Source organism: Pseudomonas sp. NPDC089530, from assembly GCF_050280705.1.
Classification (GTDB): Bacteria; Pseudomonadota; Gammaproteobacteria; order Pseudomonadales; family Pseudomonadaceae; genus Aquipseudomonas.
In genome coordinates this window covers 1-15,301 of the sequence record NZ_JBNNVU010000027.1, presented here as the reverse complement: position 1 = coordinate 15,301, position 15,301 = coordinate 1, and the positions used below count along the sequence as shown (strand labels likewise).

At 63.6% G+C, this 15,301-nt stretch carries 16 protein-coding genes, 1 tRNA gene and 1 pseudogene; 10 read left to right on the top strand and 8 right to left on the bottom strand.

Annotation, left to right across the window (positions count from 1 at the left end):
- Nucleotides 1-52: 52 nt before the first annotated feature.
- Nucleotides 53-266: pseudogene (locus ACQKQA_RS13025) on the bottom strand (IS5/IS1182 family transposase); the annotation flags it as partial.
- 113 nt (nt 267-379) lie between these two features.
- Here ACQKQA_RS13025 and ACQKQA_RS13020 point away from each other — a divergent pair.
- On the top strand, nt 380-670 hold the full coding sequence (locus ACQKQA_RS13020) for a type II toxin-antitoxin system ParD family antitoxin (protein WP_427557787.1): 291 nt from the start codon (nt 380-382) through the stop codon (nt 668-670).
- A gap of 2 nt (nt 671-672) precedes the next feature.
- The gene (locus ACQKQA_RS13015) at nt 673-1,029 is read left to right on the top strand and encodes a type II toxin-antitoxin system RelE/ParE family toxin (RefSeq protein WP_427557709.1); all 357 of its coding nucleotides are present in this window, start codon (nt 673-675) and stop codon (nt 1,027-1,029) included.
- A 207-nt stretch (nt 1,030-1,236) separates the two neighbouring features.
- Here the strand turns inward: ACQKQA_RS13015 and ACQKQA_RS13010 are convergent.
- The 5 genes from ACQKQA_RS13010 to ACQKQA_RS12990 all read right to left on the bottom strand — a co-directional run bounded on the left by ACQKQA_RS13010 (nt 1,237) and on the right by ACQKQA_RS12990 (nt 4,947).
- Nucleotides 1,237-1,312: transfer RNA gene (locus ACQKQA_RS13010), tRNA-Gly, on the bottom strand.
- Between the two features lie 63 nt (nt 1,313-1,375).
- On the bottom strand, nt 1,376-1,936 hold the full coding sequence (gene pgsA / locus ACQKQA_RS13005) for a CDP-diacylglycerol--glycerol-3-phosphate 3-phosphatidyltransferase (RefSeq protein ID WP_427557706.1): 561 nt from the start codon (nt 1,934-1,936) through the stop codon (nt 1,376-1,378).
- Nucleotides 1,937-1,968: 32 nt separating this feature from the next.
- Nucleotides 1,969-3,792 (bottom strand): excinuclease ABC subunit UvrC, encoded by a 1,824-nt coding sequence (uvrC, locus tag ACQKQA_RS13000; protein ID WP_427557704.1) that lies wholly within the window; start codon nt 3,790-3,792, stop codon nt 1,969-1,971.
- A gap of 2 nt (nt 3,793-3,794) precedes the next feature.
- Nucleotides 3,795-4,436 (bottom strand): response regulator transcription factor GacA, encoded by a 642-nt coding sequence (gacA, locus tag ACQKQA_RS12995; protein WP_020295157.1) that lies wholly within the window; start codon nt 4,434-4,436, stop codon nt 3,795-3,797.
- 145 nt (nt 4,437-4,581) lie between these two features.
- The gene (locus ACQKQA_RS12990; protein WP_427557699.1) at nt 4,582-4,947 is read right to left on the bottom strand and encodes a helix-turn-helix domain-containing protein; all 366 of its coding nucleotides are present in this window, start codon (nt 4,945-4,947) and stop codon (nt 4,582-4,584) included.
- 81 nt (nt 4,948-5,028) lie between these two features.
- Between ACQKQA_RS12990 and ACQKQA_RS12985 the strand changes: the two genes are divergently transcribed.
- Nucleotides 5,029-5,259, top strand: a complete 231-nt coding sequence (locus ACQKQA_RS12985) for a DNA-binding protein (protein WP_427557697.1) — start codon at nt 5,029-5,031, stop codon at nt 5,257-5,259.
- Between the two features lie 32 nt (nt 5,260-5,291).
- Here ACQKQA_RS12985 and ACQKQA_RS12980 read toward each other — a convergent pair whose 3' ends face one another.
- Nucleotides 5,292-5,738, bottom strand: a complete 447-nt coding sequence (locus ACQKQA_RS12980) for a GNAT family N-acetyltransferase (RefSeq protein WP_427557694.1) — start codon at nt 5,736-5,738, stop codon at nt 5,292-5,294.
- Entirely contained in the window at nt 5,735-6,493 is a 759-nt protein-coding gene (locus tag ACQKQA_RS12975; RefSeq protein ID WP_427557691.1) for a carbon-nitrogen hydrolase family protein, read from the bottom strand. Before ACQKQA_RS12975 ends, ACQKQA_RS12980 begins: the two co-directional genes overlap by 4 nt.
- A 641-nt stretch (nt 6,494-7,134) precedes the next feature.
- Here ACQKQA_RS12975 and ACQKQA_RS12970 point away from each other — a divergent pair.
- From ACQKQA_RS12970 to ACQKQA_RS12940, 7 genes are all read left to right on the top strand, one after another.
- Nucleotides 7,135-8,226, top strand: coding sequence for a 3-deoxy-7-phosphoheptulonate synthase (locus ACQKQA_RS12970; protein ID WP_427557689.1), 1,092 nt, complete (start codon nt 7,135-7,137; stop codon nt 8,224-8,226).
- Between the two features lie 379 nt (nt 8,227-8,605).
- A complete protein-coding gene (locus tag ACQKQA_RS12965; protein WP_427557686.1) occupies nt 8,606-8,887 on the top strand; it encodes a peptidylprolyl isomerase in 282 nt (93 codons plus the stop codon).
- A 135-nt stretch (nt 8,888-9,022) separates the two neighbouring features.
- A complete protein-coding gene (locus ACQKQA_RS12960; protein WP_427557683.1) occupies nt 9,023-10,891 on the top strand; it encodes an extracellular solute-binding protein in 1,869 nt (622 codons plus the stop codon).
- Nucleotides 10,891-11,952 carry a microcin C ABC transporter permease YejB gene (locus tag ACQKQA_RS12955; RefSeq protein ID WP_427557680.1) on the top strand — a complete coding sequence of 354 codons (1,062 nt, stop codon included), beginning with the start codon at nt 10,891-10,893 and terminating at the stop codon, nt 11,950-11,952. The genes ACQKQA_RS12960 and ACQKQA_RS12955 overlap by 1 nt, the downstream gene beginning before the upstream one ends.
- A complete protein-coding gene (locus tag ACQKQA_RS12950; RefSeq protein WP_427557677.1) occupies nt 11,952-12,974 on the top strand; it encodes an ABC transporter permease in 1,023 nt (340 codons plus the stop codon). Before ACQKQA_RS12955 ends, ACQKQA_RS12950 begins: the two co-directional genes overlap by 1 nt.
- A 16-nt stretch (nt 12,975-12,990) precedes the next feature.
- Nucleotides 12,991-14,565, top strand: coding sequence for an ABC transporter ATP-binding protein (locus tag ACQKQA_RS12945; protein ID WP_427557674.1), 1,575 nt, complete (start codon nt 12,991-12,993; stop codon nt 14,563-14,565).
- Nucleotides 14,566-14,773: 208 nt separating this feature from the next.
- Nucleotides 14,774-15,301, top strand: a 528-nt coding sequence (locus ACQKQA_RS12940; protein WP_427557672.1) for a PAS domain-containing protein, incomplete at its 3' end; no start/stop codon positions are given.

Genomic DNA, 15,301 nt, shown 5'->3' with positions numbered 1-15,301 from the left:
GGTAACTGTTGTTCCACTCTGGCCTGGTCCAACAAGTTGCGAGAACACCAATCATTGCGTACTGCCCTTGCAGCAGATGACTGCACAGCATGGTGTCTAGAGGCCAAGACTTATGACCATCGCCTACCTTGAAACGGTACGGTTCGATCAGCGCCAGTAAACCGCTCCACAGGACGGCACCTACCCCATTTCAGCCAGAAAGCGTCCACGCCGGGCTGGCTTACGCCGAAGACGTATTCGAAGTCGGAAAAGCTCATTTGACTCATGCACTGCTGATGAGCCCTTGCATTCCAGCTCGTCAGATGCAAACCCCAAATCATGCATTTTCCAGTGCGATGGCATATCAAGAATGATTGTTTATCCCGATCTGGAGCCAACCATGGCGACTCGAAACGTAGTTCTCACCCCTCACCAGGAACAGGTTATCCAGGACCTGGTTCAGTCTGGCCGTTATCAGAATGCCAGCGAAGGGATGCGAGAAGGCTTGCGGCTACTGGAGCAACGCGTCGCCGAAGACAGCGCCAAAATCGAGGCCCTGCGTCAGGCGACCTCGATCGGCATCATGGATCTTGAGCACGAGCGCTTCACGCAGTTAGACGAAGGGGACCTGGAGCACTACCTCGAGGGTTTGAGCCTGGAGGCAACCCTCCCCGTGCGTGAGGAACACTGAGCATGCCGCAGTATCGGATTTCCAACGCTGCGCACACCGACGTTGTCGACATCCTCAGATTCTTTCAGGCGCAGTTCGGCGATCAAGCACGCCAGCGCTACCAGGCCCTGATCCTCACCGCGCTGCAAGATATCGCCGGCACACCCTATCGCATGGGCTGCCACGACCGCGCCGAGCTTGCACCGGGCCTTCGCAGCTATCACCTCATCTACTCACGCCAGCAGGCCAAACAACCCCATGGAACGGTCAAAAGCCTGCGCCATATCGTGTTTTATCGTGTGACAAACGACGAGGTGATCGAGGTCGTCAGGCTCCTTCATGACGCCCTGGAGGTCCAGATGCACTTGCCTAATGACTGAACAGAGAACTTGGCCCAAAGGGTTAACTGGCTATAAAGACCGGATGTGAGTCCCTACATTTCAGTCTGAGCATCCAGCGGGCGAAGCACCGCCACACTATCGCCTGTCTCTCTGTGCTTCTTCAGCGAATGTCGTTGGAAGAATCAAAGAAAACTTTTCTTTGGGACGAAAAAAAACGGACCTCATAAGAGGTCCGTTTTTAGTATTTGGAGCGGGAAACGAGACTCGAACTCGCGACCCCGACCTTGGCAAGGTCGTGCTCTACCAACTGAGCTATTCCCGCGTCTTGGTGGTGTGCATTCTATAGAAATCCGAAACTGCGTCAACCCCTTGATTCAAAAAAGTTTTATTTTTTTTCTACATCGGTCTTCAGGTGCGGCCAGGCAGCGCGCAGGTACTGCAGCATGGACCACAAGGTCAGCCCGCCCGCGATCAGCAACAAGGCGTACCCCAGCAGCACCCAGAAGGTGAAGGCCGGAGGATTGGCCAGCAGGATCACCAGCGCCAGCATCTGCGCCGCGGTTTTCCATTTGCCCATGTTGGACACTGCTACCTGGGCACGGGCACCGAGTTCGGCCATCCACTCGCGCAGGGCGGAGACAACGATTTCGCGTCCGATGATCACCGCGGCCGGTAGGGTCAGCCACAGATTGCCGTGTTCCTGCACCAGCAGCACCAGAGCCACCGCTACCATCAACTTGTCGGCCACCGGATCGAGGAAGGCCCCGAACGGCGTGCTCTGCTCCAGGCGTCGCGCCAGGTAGCCGTCGAGCCAGTCGGTGGCCGCGGCAAAGGCGAAGACGGAACTGGCGGCGACGTAGCTCCAGCTGTACGGCAGGTAAAACAGCAAAATGAAGATCGGGATAAGCAGAACGCGTAGAACGGTGATCAGATTAGGGATATTCATCGGCACAACTGGCTACGAGGTGAATGGGCATTCTACTCGCTGTGCAGATTCGCATAAATCAACTCAGCGAGCTTTTTACTGATCCCCGGGGCTTTGGCGATCTCGTCGATGCTTGCACGAGACAGCTCCTGCAATCCACCAAAATGTTTCAGCAGGTCGCGGCGGCGTTTGGGGCCGACGCCGGCCACGCCTTCCAGGGTCGAGGTGCGGCGGGTCTTGCCGCGACGCGCGCGGTGGCCGGTGATCGCGAAACGGTGGGCCTCGTCGCGGATCTGCTGGATCAGGTGCAGCGCCGGCGAATCGCCCTTGAGGGTGAACTCATGGGCCGCGTCGTTGAGGTACAGGGTCTCGAAGCCGGCCTTGCGCGTCGCGCCCTTGGCCACGCCCAGCAGGATCAGGTCGGGCACCGCCAGTTCGTTGAGCACGTCGCGGGCCATGGATAGCTGGCCCTTGCCGCCGTCCACCAGGAGGATGTCCGGCAGCTTGCCCTCGCCGTCCTTGAGCTTGCTGAAGCGCCGGGTCAGGGCCTGGTGCATCGCCGCATAGTCGTCGCCGGCAGTGACACCTTCGATGTTGTAGCGGCGGTAATCGGACTTCAGCGGTCCTTCCGGGCCGAACACCACGCAGGACGCCACGGTCGCCTCGCCGCTGGAGTGACTGATGTCGTAACACTCCAGGCGCTGCGGCGGTTCGTCCAGGTTCAGCACGTCGGCCAGGGCGTCGAAACGGGCGGCCACATGCTGCCGGTTGGCCAGGCGCGCGCTCAGGGCCTGCTCGGCGTTGGTCACCGCCAGCTGCTGCCAGCGCGCCCGCGTGCCGCGCACCCGGTGGCTGATGCTCAGCTCGCGGCCACGCAACGCCTGGATCGCCTCGATCAGGGCCGGGAAGTCGTCATGGACCACGTTGACGATCAGTTCGCTCGGCAAGTCGCGCTCCGGGCTGCTGAGGAAGTACTGCCCGAGGAATGCCGACATGACCTCGGCCACCTCCTCCTCGATGCCCACCTGGGGAAAGAAGTTCTTGCTGCCCAGCACCCGGCCGCCACGCACACTGATCAGGTGCACACAGGCGCCGCCCGGGTTAACGAAGGCCGCGACCACATCCACGTCGCCGCTGCCGCCTTCCATGCTCTGCTGATCCTGCACCCGCCGCAGCAGGGAAATCTGATCCCGCAGTTCGGCGGCTTTTTCGAAGTCCAGGGTGCTGGCCGCCTGCTCCATGCCGGTCGAGAGTTCATCAGTCAGGGCATTGCTGCGACCTTCGAGGAACATCACCGAGTGGCGCACATCGTCGGCGTATACCTCAGGCTCCACCAGGCCGACGCAGGGCGCCTTGCAGCGTTTGATCTGGTACTGCAGGCAGGGTCGGGTGCGGTTCTTGTAGTAGCTGTCCTCGCACTGGCGGACCATGAAGGTCTTTTGCAGCAGGCTCAGGCTCTCGCGGATGGCCCCGGCGCTGGGGTACGGGCCGAAGTATTTGCCTTTGTGCTTTTTCGCCCCGCGATGGATGCTGAATCGCGGAAACTCGCCATCGGACAGGAACACATAGGGATAGGACTTATCGTCGCGCAACAGGATGTTGTACGGCGGCCGCCATTCCTTGATCAGCGTCTGCTCGAGCAGCAGGGCTTCCGTTTCATTGGCGGTGATGGTGGTTTCGATCTGCGCGATACGCCCCACCAGCGCAGCGGTCTTCGGCGCCAGGCCAGTCTTGCGGAAGTAGCTGGCCAGGCGGTTCTTCAGGTTCTTGGCTTTACCGACGTAGAGCAGACGCGCATCGCTGTCGAACATGCGATACACGCCAGGACGGCCACTGCAGGTGGAAAGAAAAGCACTCGGATCAAACGGCTCGGTCATTGTCAGGCGCTGGCGTCGACCATGCCGTGGCGGACCGCCAGCAACGTCAGTTCGACATCGCTGCTGATCGAGAGCTTCTCGAAGATACGGTAACGGTAGGTATTCACGGTTTTCGGGGACAGGCACAGCTTGTCGGAGATGATCTGCACTTTCTGGCAGCCAACGATCATCAACGCAATCTGGATCTCGCGCTCCGACAAGGCATCGAACGGCGAATCACTGGAAGGCTGGAACGACTTGAACACCAGTTGCTGGGCAATCTGCGGGCTGATGTAACGCTGACCGGCAAACACCAGGCGGATGGCCTGCACCATTTCATTGAGGCCCGCGCCCTTGGTCAGGTAACCCGCCGCGCCGGCTTGCAGCAAGCGGGTCGGGAACGGATCTTCTTCACAGACAGTGACGGCCACGACTTTGATATCCGGGTGACTGCGCAACAATTTGCGCGTGGCTTCAAGACCGCCGATCCCAGGCATCTTGACGTCCATCAGAACCACATCGGGTTTCAATTCCCGGGCCTTGAGCAGGGACTCCTCCCCTGACTCGGCCTGACCGACCACTTGCAGGCCATCGATGTCAGCCAGCATTCGTGTAATACCTGTACGAACGAGATCATGGTCATCGACTACTAGCACCCTAATCAAGCAGACACCTCGCGATATGGTCTTTATAGGTTGCCGGACACCTTAGCAAAAAAGCAGCGTGCTGACCTAATGACAAGCGCCATATAAAAGCACCTGCCCACCACTGATATCCGGCTGAGAGTAAATGTGCTGCGAACGCCCTGCCCTAAGGTTCTCGGACGTCCGTCTTGCTTTTCATGAGGCCAGGAACCGAACGCTCGGCAAGGGTATGGGTCAGGTGCCCGATCGCATCCTGATCCTCCTTGTACAACGCCCGATAACTGATGAGGATTTTCTCTTCGTTCAGGCTGAGGTTCTCGGCGCTGGTCGGGGTCCGTTTGCCGGTCACTATATAAAGGACATCGACCCCCTTGACCGCCACCCGGGACAAATAGTCCGCCTTGGGCACACGCTCACCACTTTCGTATCTGCCTTGGGCGTTGGCTTCCACACCGCCAACTTCACCAAATTTTTTCTGCGATAACCCCAGGCGTTCCCTTTCCTGTCTTAACCGCGAACCGATTCCACTCATTTGGATGTATGATCCTTTTTTATGCACCCCTAGGGGTGTTACACCCTTCAAGCATTGAACAAATTTGAACGGTTTTGAACTATGCCCGGTATTCGCACTGCCGCACAAGCCAAGGCCTGGCTTGAACATCAAGGTAAATCGGTTCAACAGTTCGCCCGTGAACACGGGGTCGACCCAGCCACCACCTATCAGGTCCTGGCCGGCCGCAAGAAAGGCCGACGCGGAGAGGCGCACAAGGTGGCGGTGCTGCTGGGCATGAAGGAGGGCATCATCCTGGCCGACCCCGAGGGCCCCGACCAGACGCCCGCCTGACCCGCGCCCCCACACCTCGCAGCAACCGGCCGCTATGCGTCCATGGCGCTGCTTCGCTCCATCCGCAGAAAACACTCGTCCTCTCCCACCACCTTCAGCCCCATCCGCTCATAGAGCGCCTGCGCCGGGTTGTCCTTGAACACTGTCAGCCGCAACAACCCACGCCGTTCCCGGCGCGCCATCGCCAGTACCTGGCCGATGGTCCAGGCTCCGGCACCCTGCCCGCGCCAGGCCTCAAGCATGTGCAGCTCGCGGATATACAGCGCCCTAGAATCGCGGCTCAGGCTGACGAACCCAAGCACCTCGGTGCCCTGGCAAACCAGCAGGTTCTCGCGCCCGGCCCAGGCCACATCGAAGGCTTCGTCCAGCCACAACAGATCGTGACGGATGTAATAACGCAGCATGCTGCTGCGGGTCAGGTCGCGGGCAAAAACCAGATCGTCCTGGATAGCGGCCGGACGTAGCTGGAAGCCGTTCAAGGCGCCTGGACCCTCACCTGCTGGCCACTCCAGTTCCCGGCCGTGCGCCGGGCGATCAGCAGCTCGTCGCCGGTGCCCTTTGCGGCCACGACCAGAGTGCCATCCGGCCCCCAGATCGCGCTGCGCCCGGCCGACACCCAGCCCCCGGTCGGCCCGCCGTGGTTGGCCATCAGCACCAGCATGGCGTGCTCCACGGCGTAGCCCTGCAACAAGGCGCTGTCCACGGCGTAGCCTTGTTCGCTGATCAACACCCCGGCGGCATAAATGCCAGCGCCAGAGCCTGCCGCCGCCCGCGGGTGGCTGGCCTGGGAGAAGTCGGCGCAGACCGCCAGGGCCACTCGGTCCTCGGCGAAGACCAGGCTGGCGCCCCCCACCCCGGGGCTGAACACCTGCTCCTCGCCGGAGTGCAGATGCTGCTTGCTATAGACCGCCAGCGAACCGTCGGCGGCCAGCACCAGGGCGCCGATCAGCAGCGGCCCTTCGGCCGTCAGGCGGATCGGCATGCCCACCACCGCCGTTACCCCCAACTCCCGGGCCAGGTCGCGCAGCGGCTGCAACAGTGAGCTCTGCGGCTGGACCGCCAGCCCGGCCGCCAGTTCAGGCTCGTAACCGGTCAGGGACAACTCGGGAAACACCAGCAATTGCACGCCCTGTTCCGCTGCGGCGCGGATGAAGGCCTGATGCCGGGCGATATTGCCCGGCAGGTCTCCAGCGAGGGAAATCGACTGGGCGGCAGCAAGGGTCAGCGAGGTCATGATGGCTCCTGAATGGGCACGAATGCGGGCGTGGCGAGTGTGTCACAAAACGTCCAGGCGCTTAACTCATAGGCAGCCCTTGGCGCGCCCATAGGATTTTCCGATTGAACCGCGCCCCCGGCCTCTAGTAAGCTCGCCCCACTTCACGGAGAAACAGCATGTCGTCCCTCACCCTTTCCCTGCATCGTCACACCGCCAGCGCCTCGCGCTCGGGTGCGGCTGCCTGGGTGAAAAACGCCTGCGCTCCAGCCAGCTTTTATTTTGGGTATTGGTTTAGCCACTGGCGCGCCTGATACCCAAACGGCGCCCACTTGAACGGGTCGCCTACCAGAGAAAATCTCACCCCCGGTCGGCCTCCCGACCGGGGGTTTCGTTTTTCTGGGCCGAAGATTTTTAACCACGACTTTCAGCAACACACCGACTTAACGAGGATTCACCCCATGAACTACGCCACTTATTACCGTTACGACACTGACTCCGCCTGGCGATTTAGCAGCTTCCGTTCGGGACAGCCTGCCGCCTCCGACCGGTCACCCGCTGGTGGCAAACACAGCTGCATCACCAATCCGGCCAATTGTCGAACACCCCAGTAGGGCCGCGCGCGGGAATCAGACCCGCCGCCCGCCCAGGAAGCCTTGAATATGAACTCGTCCGTCTCCGCTCTGTCGCTGTCCACCCGTAACTGCGCCAACGAAACCCTGACCCAGCGCCTGCCCAGCTCGCTGGAGCTCAAGCAGCAACTGCCGCTCAGCCTGGCCCTCAGCCAGCAAGTCGCCGCCCATCGCCAGGCGGTGCGTGCCATCCTCAACGGTGAAGACTCCCGTTTGCTGGTGGTGGTCGGCCCCTGCTCGATTCACGATCCCCAGTCCGCCCTGGAATACGCCAGTCACCTTGCCCGGCTGTCCGCCGAGGTCAGCGATGAGTTGCTGCTGGTGATGCGCGCCTACGTCGAAAAGCCCCGCACCACCGTCGGCTGGAAAGGCCTGGCCTACGACCCGCGCCTGGATGGCAGCGACGACATGGCCGGCGGCCTGACCCTGTCCCGGGAACTGATGCGCGAAATGCTGCGCCTGGGCCTGCCGGTGGCCACCGAACTGCTGCAGCCCATGGCCGCCGGCTACTTCGACGACCTGCTGAGCTGGGTCGCCATCGGCGCCCGCACCACCGAATCGCAGATCCACCGGGAAATGGCCAGCGGTCTGGGCATGCCCGTGGGCTTCAAGAACGGCACCGACGGTGGGGTCGGCATCGCCTGCGACGCCATGCGCTCGGCGGCGCACCCGCACCGCCACTTCGGCGTCGACAGCCAGGGCCACCCGGCGGTGATCCAGACCCCGGGCAACCCGGACACCCACCTGGTGCTGCGCGGCGGCCATCGCGGCCCGAACTACGATCGCCAGAGCGTGGCCCAGGTGCAGCACGACCTGCAGAAGCTGAAGATCCCGGCGCGGATCATGGTCGATTGCAGCCACGCCAACAGCGGCAAGGACCCGTTGCGCCAGCCGGCGGTGTTCAACGAGGTGCTGGAGCAGCGCCTGCAGGGCGATTCGACCCTGGTCGGGGTGATGTTGGAGAGCCACCTGTTCGAAGGCTGCCAGCCCCTGAGCCCGACGCTACGCTACGGGGTCTCGGTGACGGACGGTTGCCTGGGCTGGGACGCCACCGAGCAACTGCTGCGCAACGCCGCCCGCCAGTTGCGCAACGCCCGGCAAAACATTCCGGCCTCCGCCTGACCTGTAGGAGCGGAGCTTGCCCGCGATGAACGATGATGCGGTGTGACTGCTCCACTGCGTCGTCTGTATCGCGGGCAAGCCTCGCCCCTACAAAACCCCACTCACCCTGTAGCCGCTGTCGAGCCCCGGCGAGGCTGCGATCGAGGTGGGCGGCATTCCGACACAGCCCCGTAGACCGGCCGACGCGGTGTAACTGACGCTGCGCGGTGCCTGGCTTGGCGTCTGCTGCGCAGACGATCGCAGCCTCGCCAAGGCTCGACAGCGGCTACAGGCCCAGGCTGCCGACCGTCAACCGCTGCAATGCCTTGACGGAACTTTGACGAGAAATAGACGACACAATCCGGTAGGCTCACCACTTTCTTGAAAGGAGCAATTCCCCATGGCCAAAGCCACTGCCCGTCACATCCTGGTTGCCAGCGAAGCCAAGTGCAACGAACTGAAGGCCGAGATCGAAGCCGGCGCCGACTTCGCCGACATCGCGAAGAAGCACTCCACCTGCCCATCCAGCCGTGACGGCGGCAACCTGGGTTCGTTCGGCCCCGGCCAGATGGTCAAGGAATTCGACACCGTGGTGTTCAGCGCCCCGGTCAACGTCGTGCAAGGCCCGGTGAAGACTCAGTTCGGTTATCACCTGCTGGAAGTGACCAGCCGCCAGGACTGATTCTGCCGCGATGCGCATGAACGACGGCCCGCCCCTTGGCGGGCCGTTGTGTTTGGGCTGCCGCCCGCGCTGGTCAGGAGCGCGCCGGTAGCGTACAAATCGTGGTCATCGATCACCCGGCTCTTAAGGCTGACAATGCGACTGCTTTTCCCCACCCTGATATTCACCGCCCTGGCCCTGCTGCTGGGGACCGCGAGTGTCGGCGCCGCACCGCAACACGCCCTGACCGTCTATGGCGAGCCGGCCAAGTACCCCGCCGGTTTCAGTCATTTCGCCTACGCCAATCCCCTGGCGCCCAAAGGCGGCAGCCTGCGCCGCTCGGCCATCGAGATCGGTCGCTTCGACCACGTATTGCCCTATATCGACAAAGGTATCGGCGTCTCGCAGCTCGACGGCTACATCTATTCGCCCCTGGCCCAGCGCTCACTGGACGAGCCCTACACCGTCTACGGCCTGGTGGCGCAGAAAATGGAACGGGCCGACGACGGCCTGTGGCTGCGCTTCTACCTCAACCCCAAGGCGCGCTTCGCCGACGGCACCCCCATCACCGCCGAAGACGTGCGCTACACCTACAACCTGCTGATGACCCAGGGCAGCCTGCGCTATCGCACCCAGTTCGCCGACGTCAAAGGCGTCGAAGTCGAGTCGCCGCGCACGATCCGCTTCGACTTCAAGAGCAGCGAAAACCGCACCCTGCCCCTGGACATCGCGACCCTGCCGGTGCTCCCTGAGCATTGGTGGAAGAGTCGCGACTTCGCCGGCGGCGGTGGTTACGAAGCGCCCCTGGGCAGCGGCCCGTACAAGGTGAGCAAGGTCGACAACGGCAACAGCATCACCTTCACCCGCGATGCCGACTGGTGGGGCAAGGACCTGCCGGTCAGCCGCGGCCTGTATAACTTCGATCGCTTCAGCATCGAGTACTTCGGTGACACCGACGTCGCCCGCCAGGTGCTGCGCGGCGGCGCCTACGATTACAACCGCGAGTTCTCCGCCACCGGCTTCTCCATCGGCTATGACAGCCCGGCCCTGAACGACGGCCGCCTGCAAAAGGCCCACCTGGCCAAAGACGCGCCGCAACCGGCCCAGGGTTTCGTGTTCAACCTGCAAAAACCGATGTTCCAGGACCGTCGGGTACGCCAGGCCCTGGCCATGCTCTGGGACTTCGAGTGGAGCAACCGGCAGATGATGCGCGACCTGTACATCCGCCAGCAGAGCTTCTTCTCCAACAGCGCCCTGGCCGCCCGGGAGTTGCCCGACGCCGGGGAACTGAAGATCCTCGAACCGCTGCGCGGGCAGATCCCCGACGAGGTCTTCGACAAGGTCTTCGAAGCCCCGAAAACCGACGGCAGCGGCCTGATCCGCGACAAGCAGCTGCAGGCCCTGGCCCTGCTCGAAGCGGCCGGCTGGAAACCCGATGGCGACACACTGGTCAACGCCGACGGCGAGCCGCTGCGCTTCACCTTCCTCAACAGCCAGAGCGGCATCGAGCGCCTGCTGCTGCCCTACAAGCGCAACCTGGCGCAGATCGGCATCACCCTGGAAATCCGTCGCATCGACGCGTCGCAGTACGTCAACCGGCTGATGGCCCGGGACTACGACATGATCGTCACCGGCTACCCGGTGACCACCTCGCCGGGGCTGGAGCTGTACAACTATTTCGGCTCGGCAGCAGCCAACGACCCCGGCTCCAGCAACCTGATGGTGCTGAAGAACCCGGCGGTGGACAACCTGATCAACGGCCTGGTCAAGGCCACCACCCAGCCGGAGATGCTGCGCTACGCCCACGCCCTGGACCGTGTGCTGCAATGGAATTACTACTGGATTCCCAATTACTACCCGCCCGGCACTTCCACCGTGTGGTGGAACCGCTTCGGCATGCCGGTCATTCCCGCCAGCAATGACGAAGCCATCGAGAGCTGGTGGGAAATGAGCCGCACGCCCCTGACCAACGAGCAAATGGCTGCCGAGCGTATCCAGCGCGGCAAGCCGGGAGGGCCGCACTGATGCTGGCGTATATCCTGCGGCGCCTGCTGCTGATCATTCCCACCCTGCTGATCATCCTGCTGGTCAACTTCGCCATCGTCCAGGCCGCGCCCGGCGGCCCGGTGGAACAGGCCATCGCCCGCCTGCAAGGCATAGGCAGCGGCGGCAACCTCGGCGGCGCAGGCGACGCGGTCACCGGCAACTCCCGGGCCAGCCGCGGCCTCGACCCGCAGCTGATCAAGGACATCGAGAAACAGTACGGTTTCGACAAGCCGGCCCACGAGCGCCTATGGCTGATGCTCAAGAGCTATGCCCAGCTGGACTTCGGCAAGAGCTTTTTCCGCGGCGCCACGGTCACCGAGCTGATCCTGCAGAAAATGCCGGTGACCATCTCCCTCGGGCTCTGGGCGACGCTGATCACCTACCTGGTGTCGATCCCCCTGGGGATTCGCAAGGCGGTGCACCACGGCAGCCATTTCGATATCTGGAGCAGCACCGCGATCATCATCGGCTACGCCATGCCGGCCTTCCTGTTCGCCATGTTCCTGATCGTGGTGTTCGCCGGCGGCACCTCGCTGAACTGGTTCCCGGTGCGCGGGCTGGTCTCGGACAACTTCGAGCAGTTGAGCACCCTGGGCAAGGTCGTCGACTACTTCTGGCACCTGGTGCTGCCGGTGACCGCCCTGGTGATCGGCGGCTTCGCCACCCTGACCATCCTCACCAAGAACTCCTTCCTCAACGAAATCACCCGCCAGTACGTGGTCACCGCCCGGGCCAAGGGCCTGAGCGAGCGCCGGGTGCTCTACGGCCATGTGTTCCGCAATGCCATGCTGCTGGTGGTGTCGGGCATTCCCCAGGCCTTTATCAGCGTGTTCTTCGCCGGCTCCCTCTTGATCGAGGTGATCTTCTCCCTCGACGGCCTCGGGCGCATGAGCTACGAAGCCGCGGTGTCGCGGGACTATCCGGTGGTGTTCGGCTCGCTGTTCATCTTCACCCTGTTCGGCCTCTTGATAAAACTCGTCGGCGACCTGTGCTACACCCTGGTCGACCCGCGCATCGACTTCGCCGCGAGGAACGCCTGATGCCCACGCTCTCCCCGCTGGCGCGCCGGCGCTTCGACCGCTTCAAGAAAAACCGCCGCGGCTGGTGGTCGCTGTGGCTGTTTGTCGGCCTGTTCGTACTGACCCTGGGCGGCGAGTTGATCGCCAACGACAAGCCATTGGTGGTCAGCTACCAGGGCTCGCTGTATTTCCCGGTGTTCAAGCGCTACACCGAGCAGGAATTCGGCGGCCAACTGCCGTTCCAGGCCGACTACCGCAGCGACTATGTGCAAAAGCTGATCCGCCAGGACGGCGGCTGGCTGCTGTTCCCGCCCATCCCCTTCAGCGAGGACACCCCCAACTACGACCTCAGCGGCCCGGCGCCGAGCCCGCCGACCGCGGTCAACTGGCTGGGTACCGACGATCAGGCCCGCGATGTGCTGGCCCGGGTGATCTACGGCGCCCGGGTGTCGATCCTGTTCGCCCTGGCCCTGACCTTCATCAGCGCCTTGATCGGCATCGCCGCCGGCGCCCTGCAGGGCTACTACGGCGGCTGGGTCGACCTGCTGGGCCAGCGTTTGCTGGAGGTCTGGTCGGGGCTGCCGGTGCTGTACCTGCTGATCATCCTCTCCGGTTTCGTCGAGCCGAATTTCTGGTGGCTGCTGGGGATCATGGCGCTGTTTTCCTGGCTGGCCCTGGTGGACGTGGTGCGCGCCGAGTTCCTCCGTGGGCGCAACCTGGAATACGTCAAGGCCGCCCGGGCCCTGGGGCTCAACGACCGCAAGGTGATAGTGCGGCACATCCTGCCCAACGCGATGAACGCCACCCTGAGCTACCTGCCGTTCATCCTCACCGGGGCGATCTCCACCCTCACCGCCCTGGACTTCCTCGGCTTCGGCATGCCGGCCGGCAGCGCCTCCCTGGGCGAACTGATCGGCCAGGGCAAGCAGAACCTGCAGGCACCCTGGCTGGGCCTGACGGCGTTTTTCACCCTGGCGCTGATCCTGTCGCTGCTGGTGTTTATCGGCGAGGCGTTGCGCGACGCCTTCGACCCACGATCCTGAAGAAGCGGACTCTGTAATGACTGACAACCTGATCGAAATCCGCAACCTCAATGTCGCCTTCGGCGCGCAGACCGTGGTGCGCGACCTGTGCCTGGACATCCGCCCCGGCGAGTGCCTGGCGCTGGTGGGCGAGTCGGGTTCGGGCAAGTCAGTGACCGCCCACTCGATCCTGCAACTGCTGCCCGACTGCGACAGCCACAGCAGCGGCAGCATCCGCTACCGCGGCCAGGAGCTGCTGGGCGCCGACAACGCTACTCTGCGCAAGATTCGTGGCGACCGCATCGCCATGATCTTCCAGGAACCGATGACCTCGCTGAACCCGCTGCACAGCATCGAAAAGCAGATCGGCGAAACCCTGCTGCTGCACAAGGGCCTGGGCGGCAAGGCGGCCCAGGCGCGGATCCTCGAGCTGCTGCGCCTGGTGGGCATCCAGAAGCCCGAGGAACGGCTCAAGGCCTACCCGCACCAGCTCTCCGGCGGCCAACGCCAGCGGGTGATGATCGCCATGGCCCTGGCCTGTGAGCCGGAACTGCTGATCGCCGACGAACCGACCACCGCCCTGGACGTCACGGTGCAGCGCAAGATCCTGCTACTGCTCAAGTCCCTGCAGCAGCGCCTGGGCATGTCGCTGCTGCTGATCAGCCACGACCTCAACCTGGTGCGCAGCATCGCCCAGCGCGTATGCGTAATGAAGGCCGGGCAGATCGTCGAGCAGGCACCCTGCGAAACCCTGTTCAGCGCCCCGCAACATCCCTACAGCCGGCTGCTGCTCAATGCCGAGCCGGAAGGCGAAGCCCTGCCCCGGGACGAGCGCGAGGTGGTGCTGCAGGTGGACGACCTGACTGTGCGGTTCCCGATCGGCGGCGGGCTGTTCCGGCGCAAGGAATACCTGCACGCAGTGGACGGCATCAGCCTGAGCCTGCAACGGGGCAAGACCCTGGGCATAGTCGGCGAGTCCGGCTCCGGTAAGTCCACCCTGGGCCAGGCGATCCTGCGCCTGCTGGATTCCGAGGGCCGCATCCGCTTCCAGGGCGAGGCGCTGGACGGCCTCAACCAGAAGCAGCTGCGGCCCTGGCGCAAGCAGATGCAGGTGGTGTTCCAGGACCCGTACGGCAGCCTCAGCCCGCGGATGTCGGTGCAACAGATCATCAGCGAAGGGCTGGAAGTGCACAGCCACTCCACCGCCCAGCAGTGCGAGCAGCAGGTGATCCAGGCCCTGGAAGAAGTCGGCCTGGACCCGGCCAGCCGCCATCGCTACCCCCACGAGTTTTCCGGCGGCCAGCGCCAGCGCATCGCCATTGCCCGCGCCCTGGTGCTCAAGCCGGCGCTGATCCTGCTGGACGAACCGACCTCGGCGCTGGACCGCACCGTGCAGAAGCAGGTGGTGGCGCTGCTGCGCCAGCTCCAGGAACGGCACGGCCTGACCTATCTATTTATTAGCCACGACCTGGCCGTGGTCCGCGCCCTGGCCCACGACATGATCGTGGTCAAGGACGGCAAGGTGGTCGAGCGCGGCCCCAGCCACGAAGTGTTCGAAGCGCCGCAGCATCCCTACACCAAGGAACTGCTGGCTGCCGCCCACCCCGGCTGACCCGGCACTCCCTTGTAGGAGCAACACCCTGTAGCCGCTGCCGCAGGCTGCGATAAGGTCCGAAGGACCTTCATGGGTCCGAAATCGCGGCGCCCGCTTCGCGGTCGATCGCAGCCTGCGGCAGCGGCTACAGGGCATGGCGTCACAGTCGCGTCGGCGCCAGGATTCCCGGCATAATCGGCGCCGCGCTCCCTTCAGGACTCCCGCCATGAACGACACCGAAAGCCTCAAGGATTACCAACGGGTTCGCCGACTGGCGATCCGTTCGCTGTTCGAGATCATCGAGCAGTCCAGCGAGGGCACGGTGATCGTCGACCGCGACGCCAATATCGTCTGGATGAACGAGCGCTATGCCCGACGCTTCGGCCTGGAGTCGGCGGCGTTCGCCATCGGCAAGGCCTGCGAAAGCGTGATCCCCGGCAGTCTGCTGCGCGAAGTGGTGCGCACCGGGCGGCCGATCCTGCTGGACATGCAGGACACTCCCAAGGACCCGCTGGTGGTGATGCGCCTGCCGATCCATGACCAGGCCGGGGCGGTGATCGGCGCCATTGGCTTTGCCCTGTTCGACGAACTGCGCAGCCTGTCGCCGATGCTCAAGCGCTACCTGAGCATGCAGGAGGAGCTGGCCTCGACCCGCTCGCTGCTGCGGGCGCGGCTCAGCGATCTGGCGGAAAGCGGCCTGATCACCAAGTTCCACGGCGGCGCGGCCCTGCCCCCCACCGGCGAGCTTCCTGGC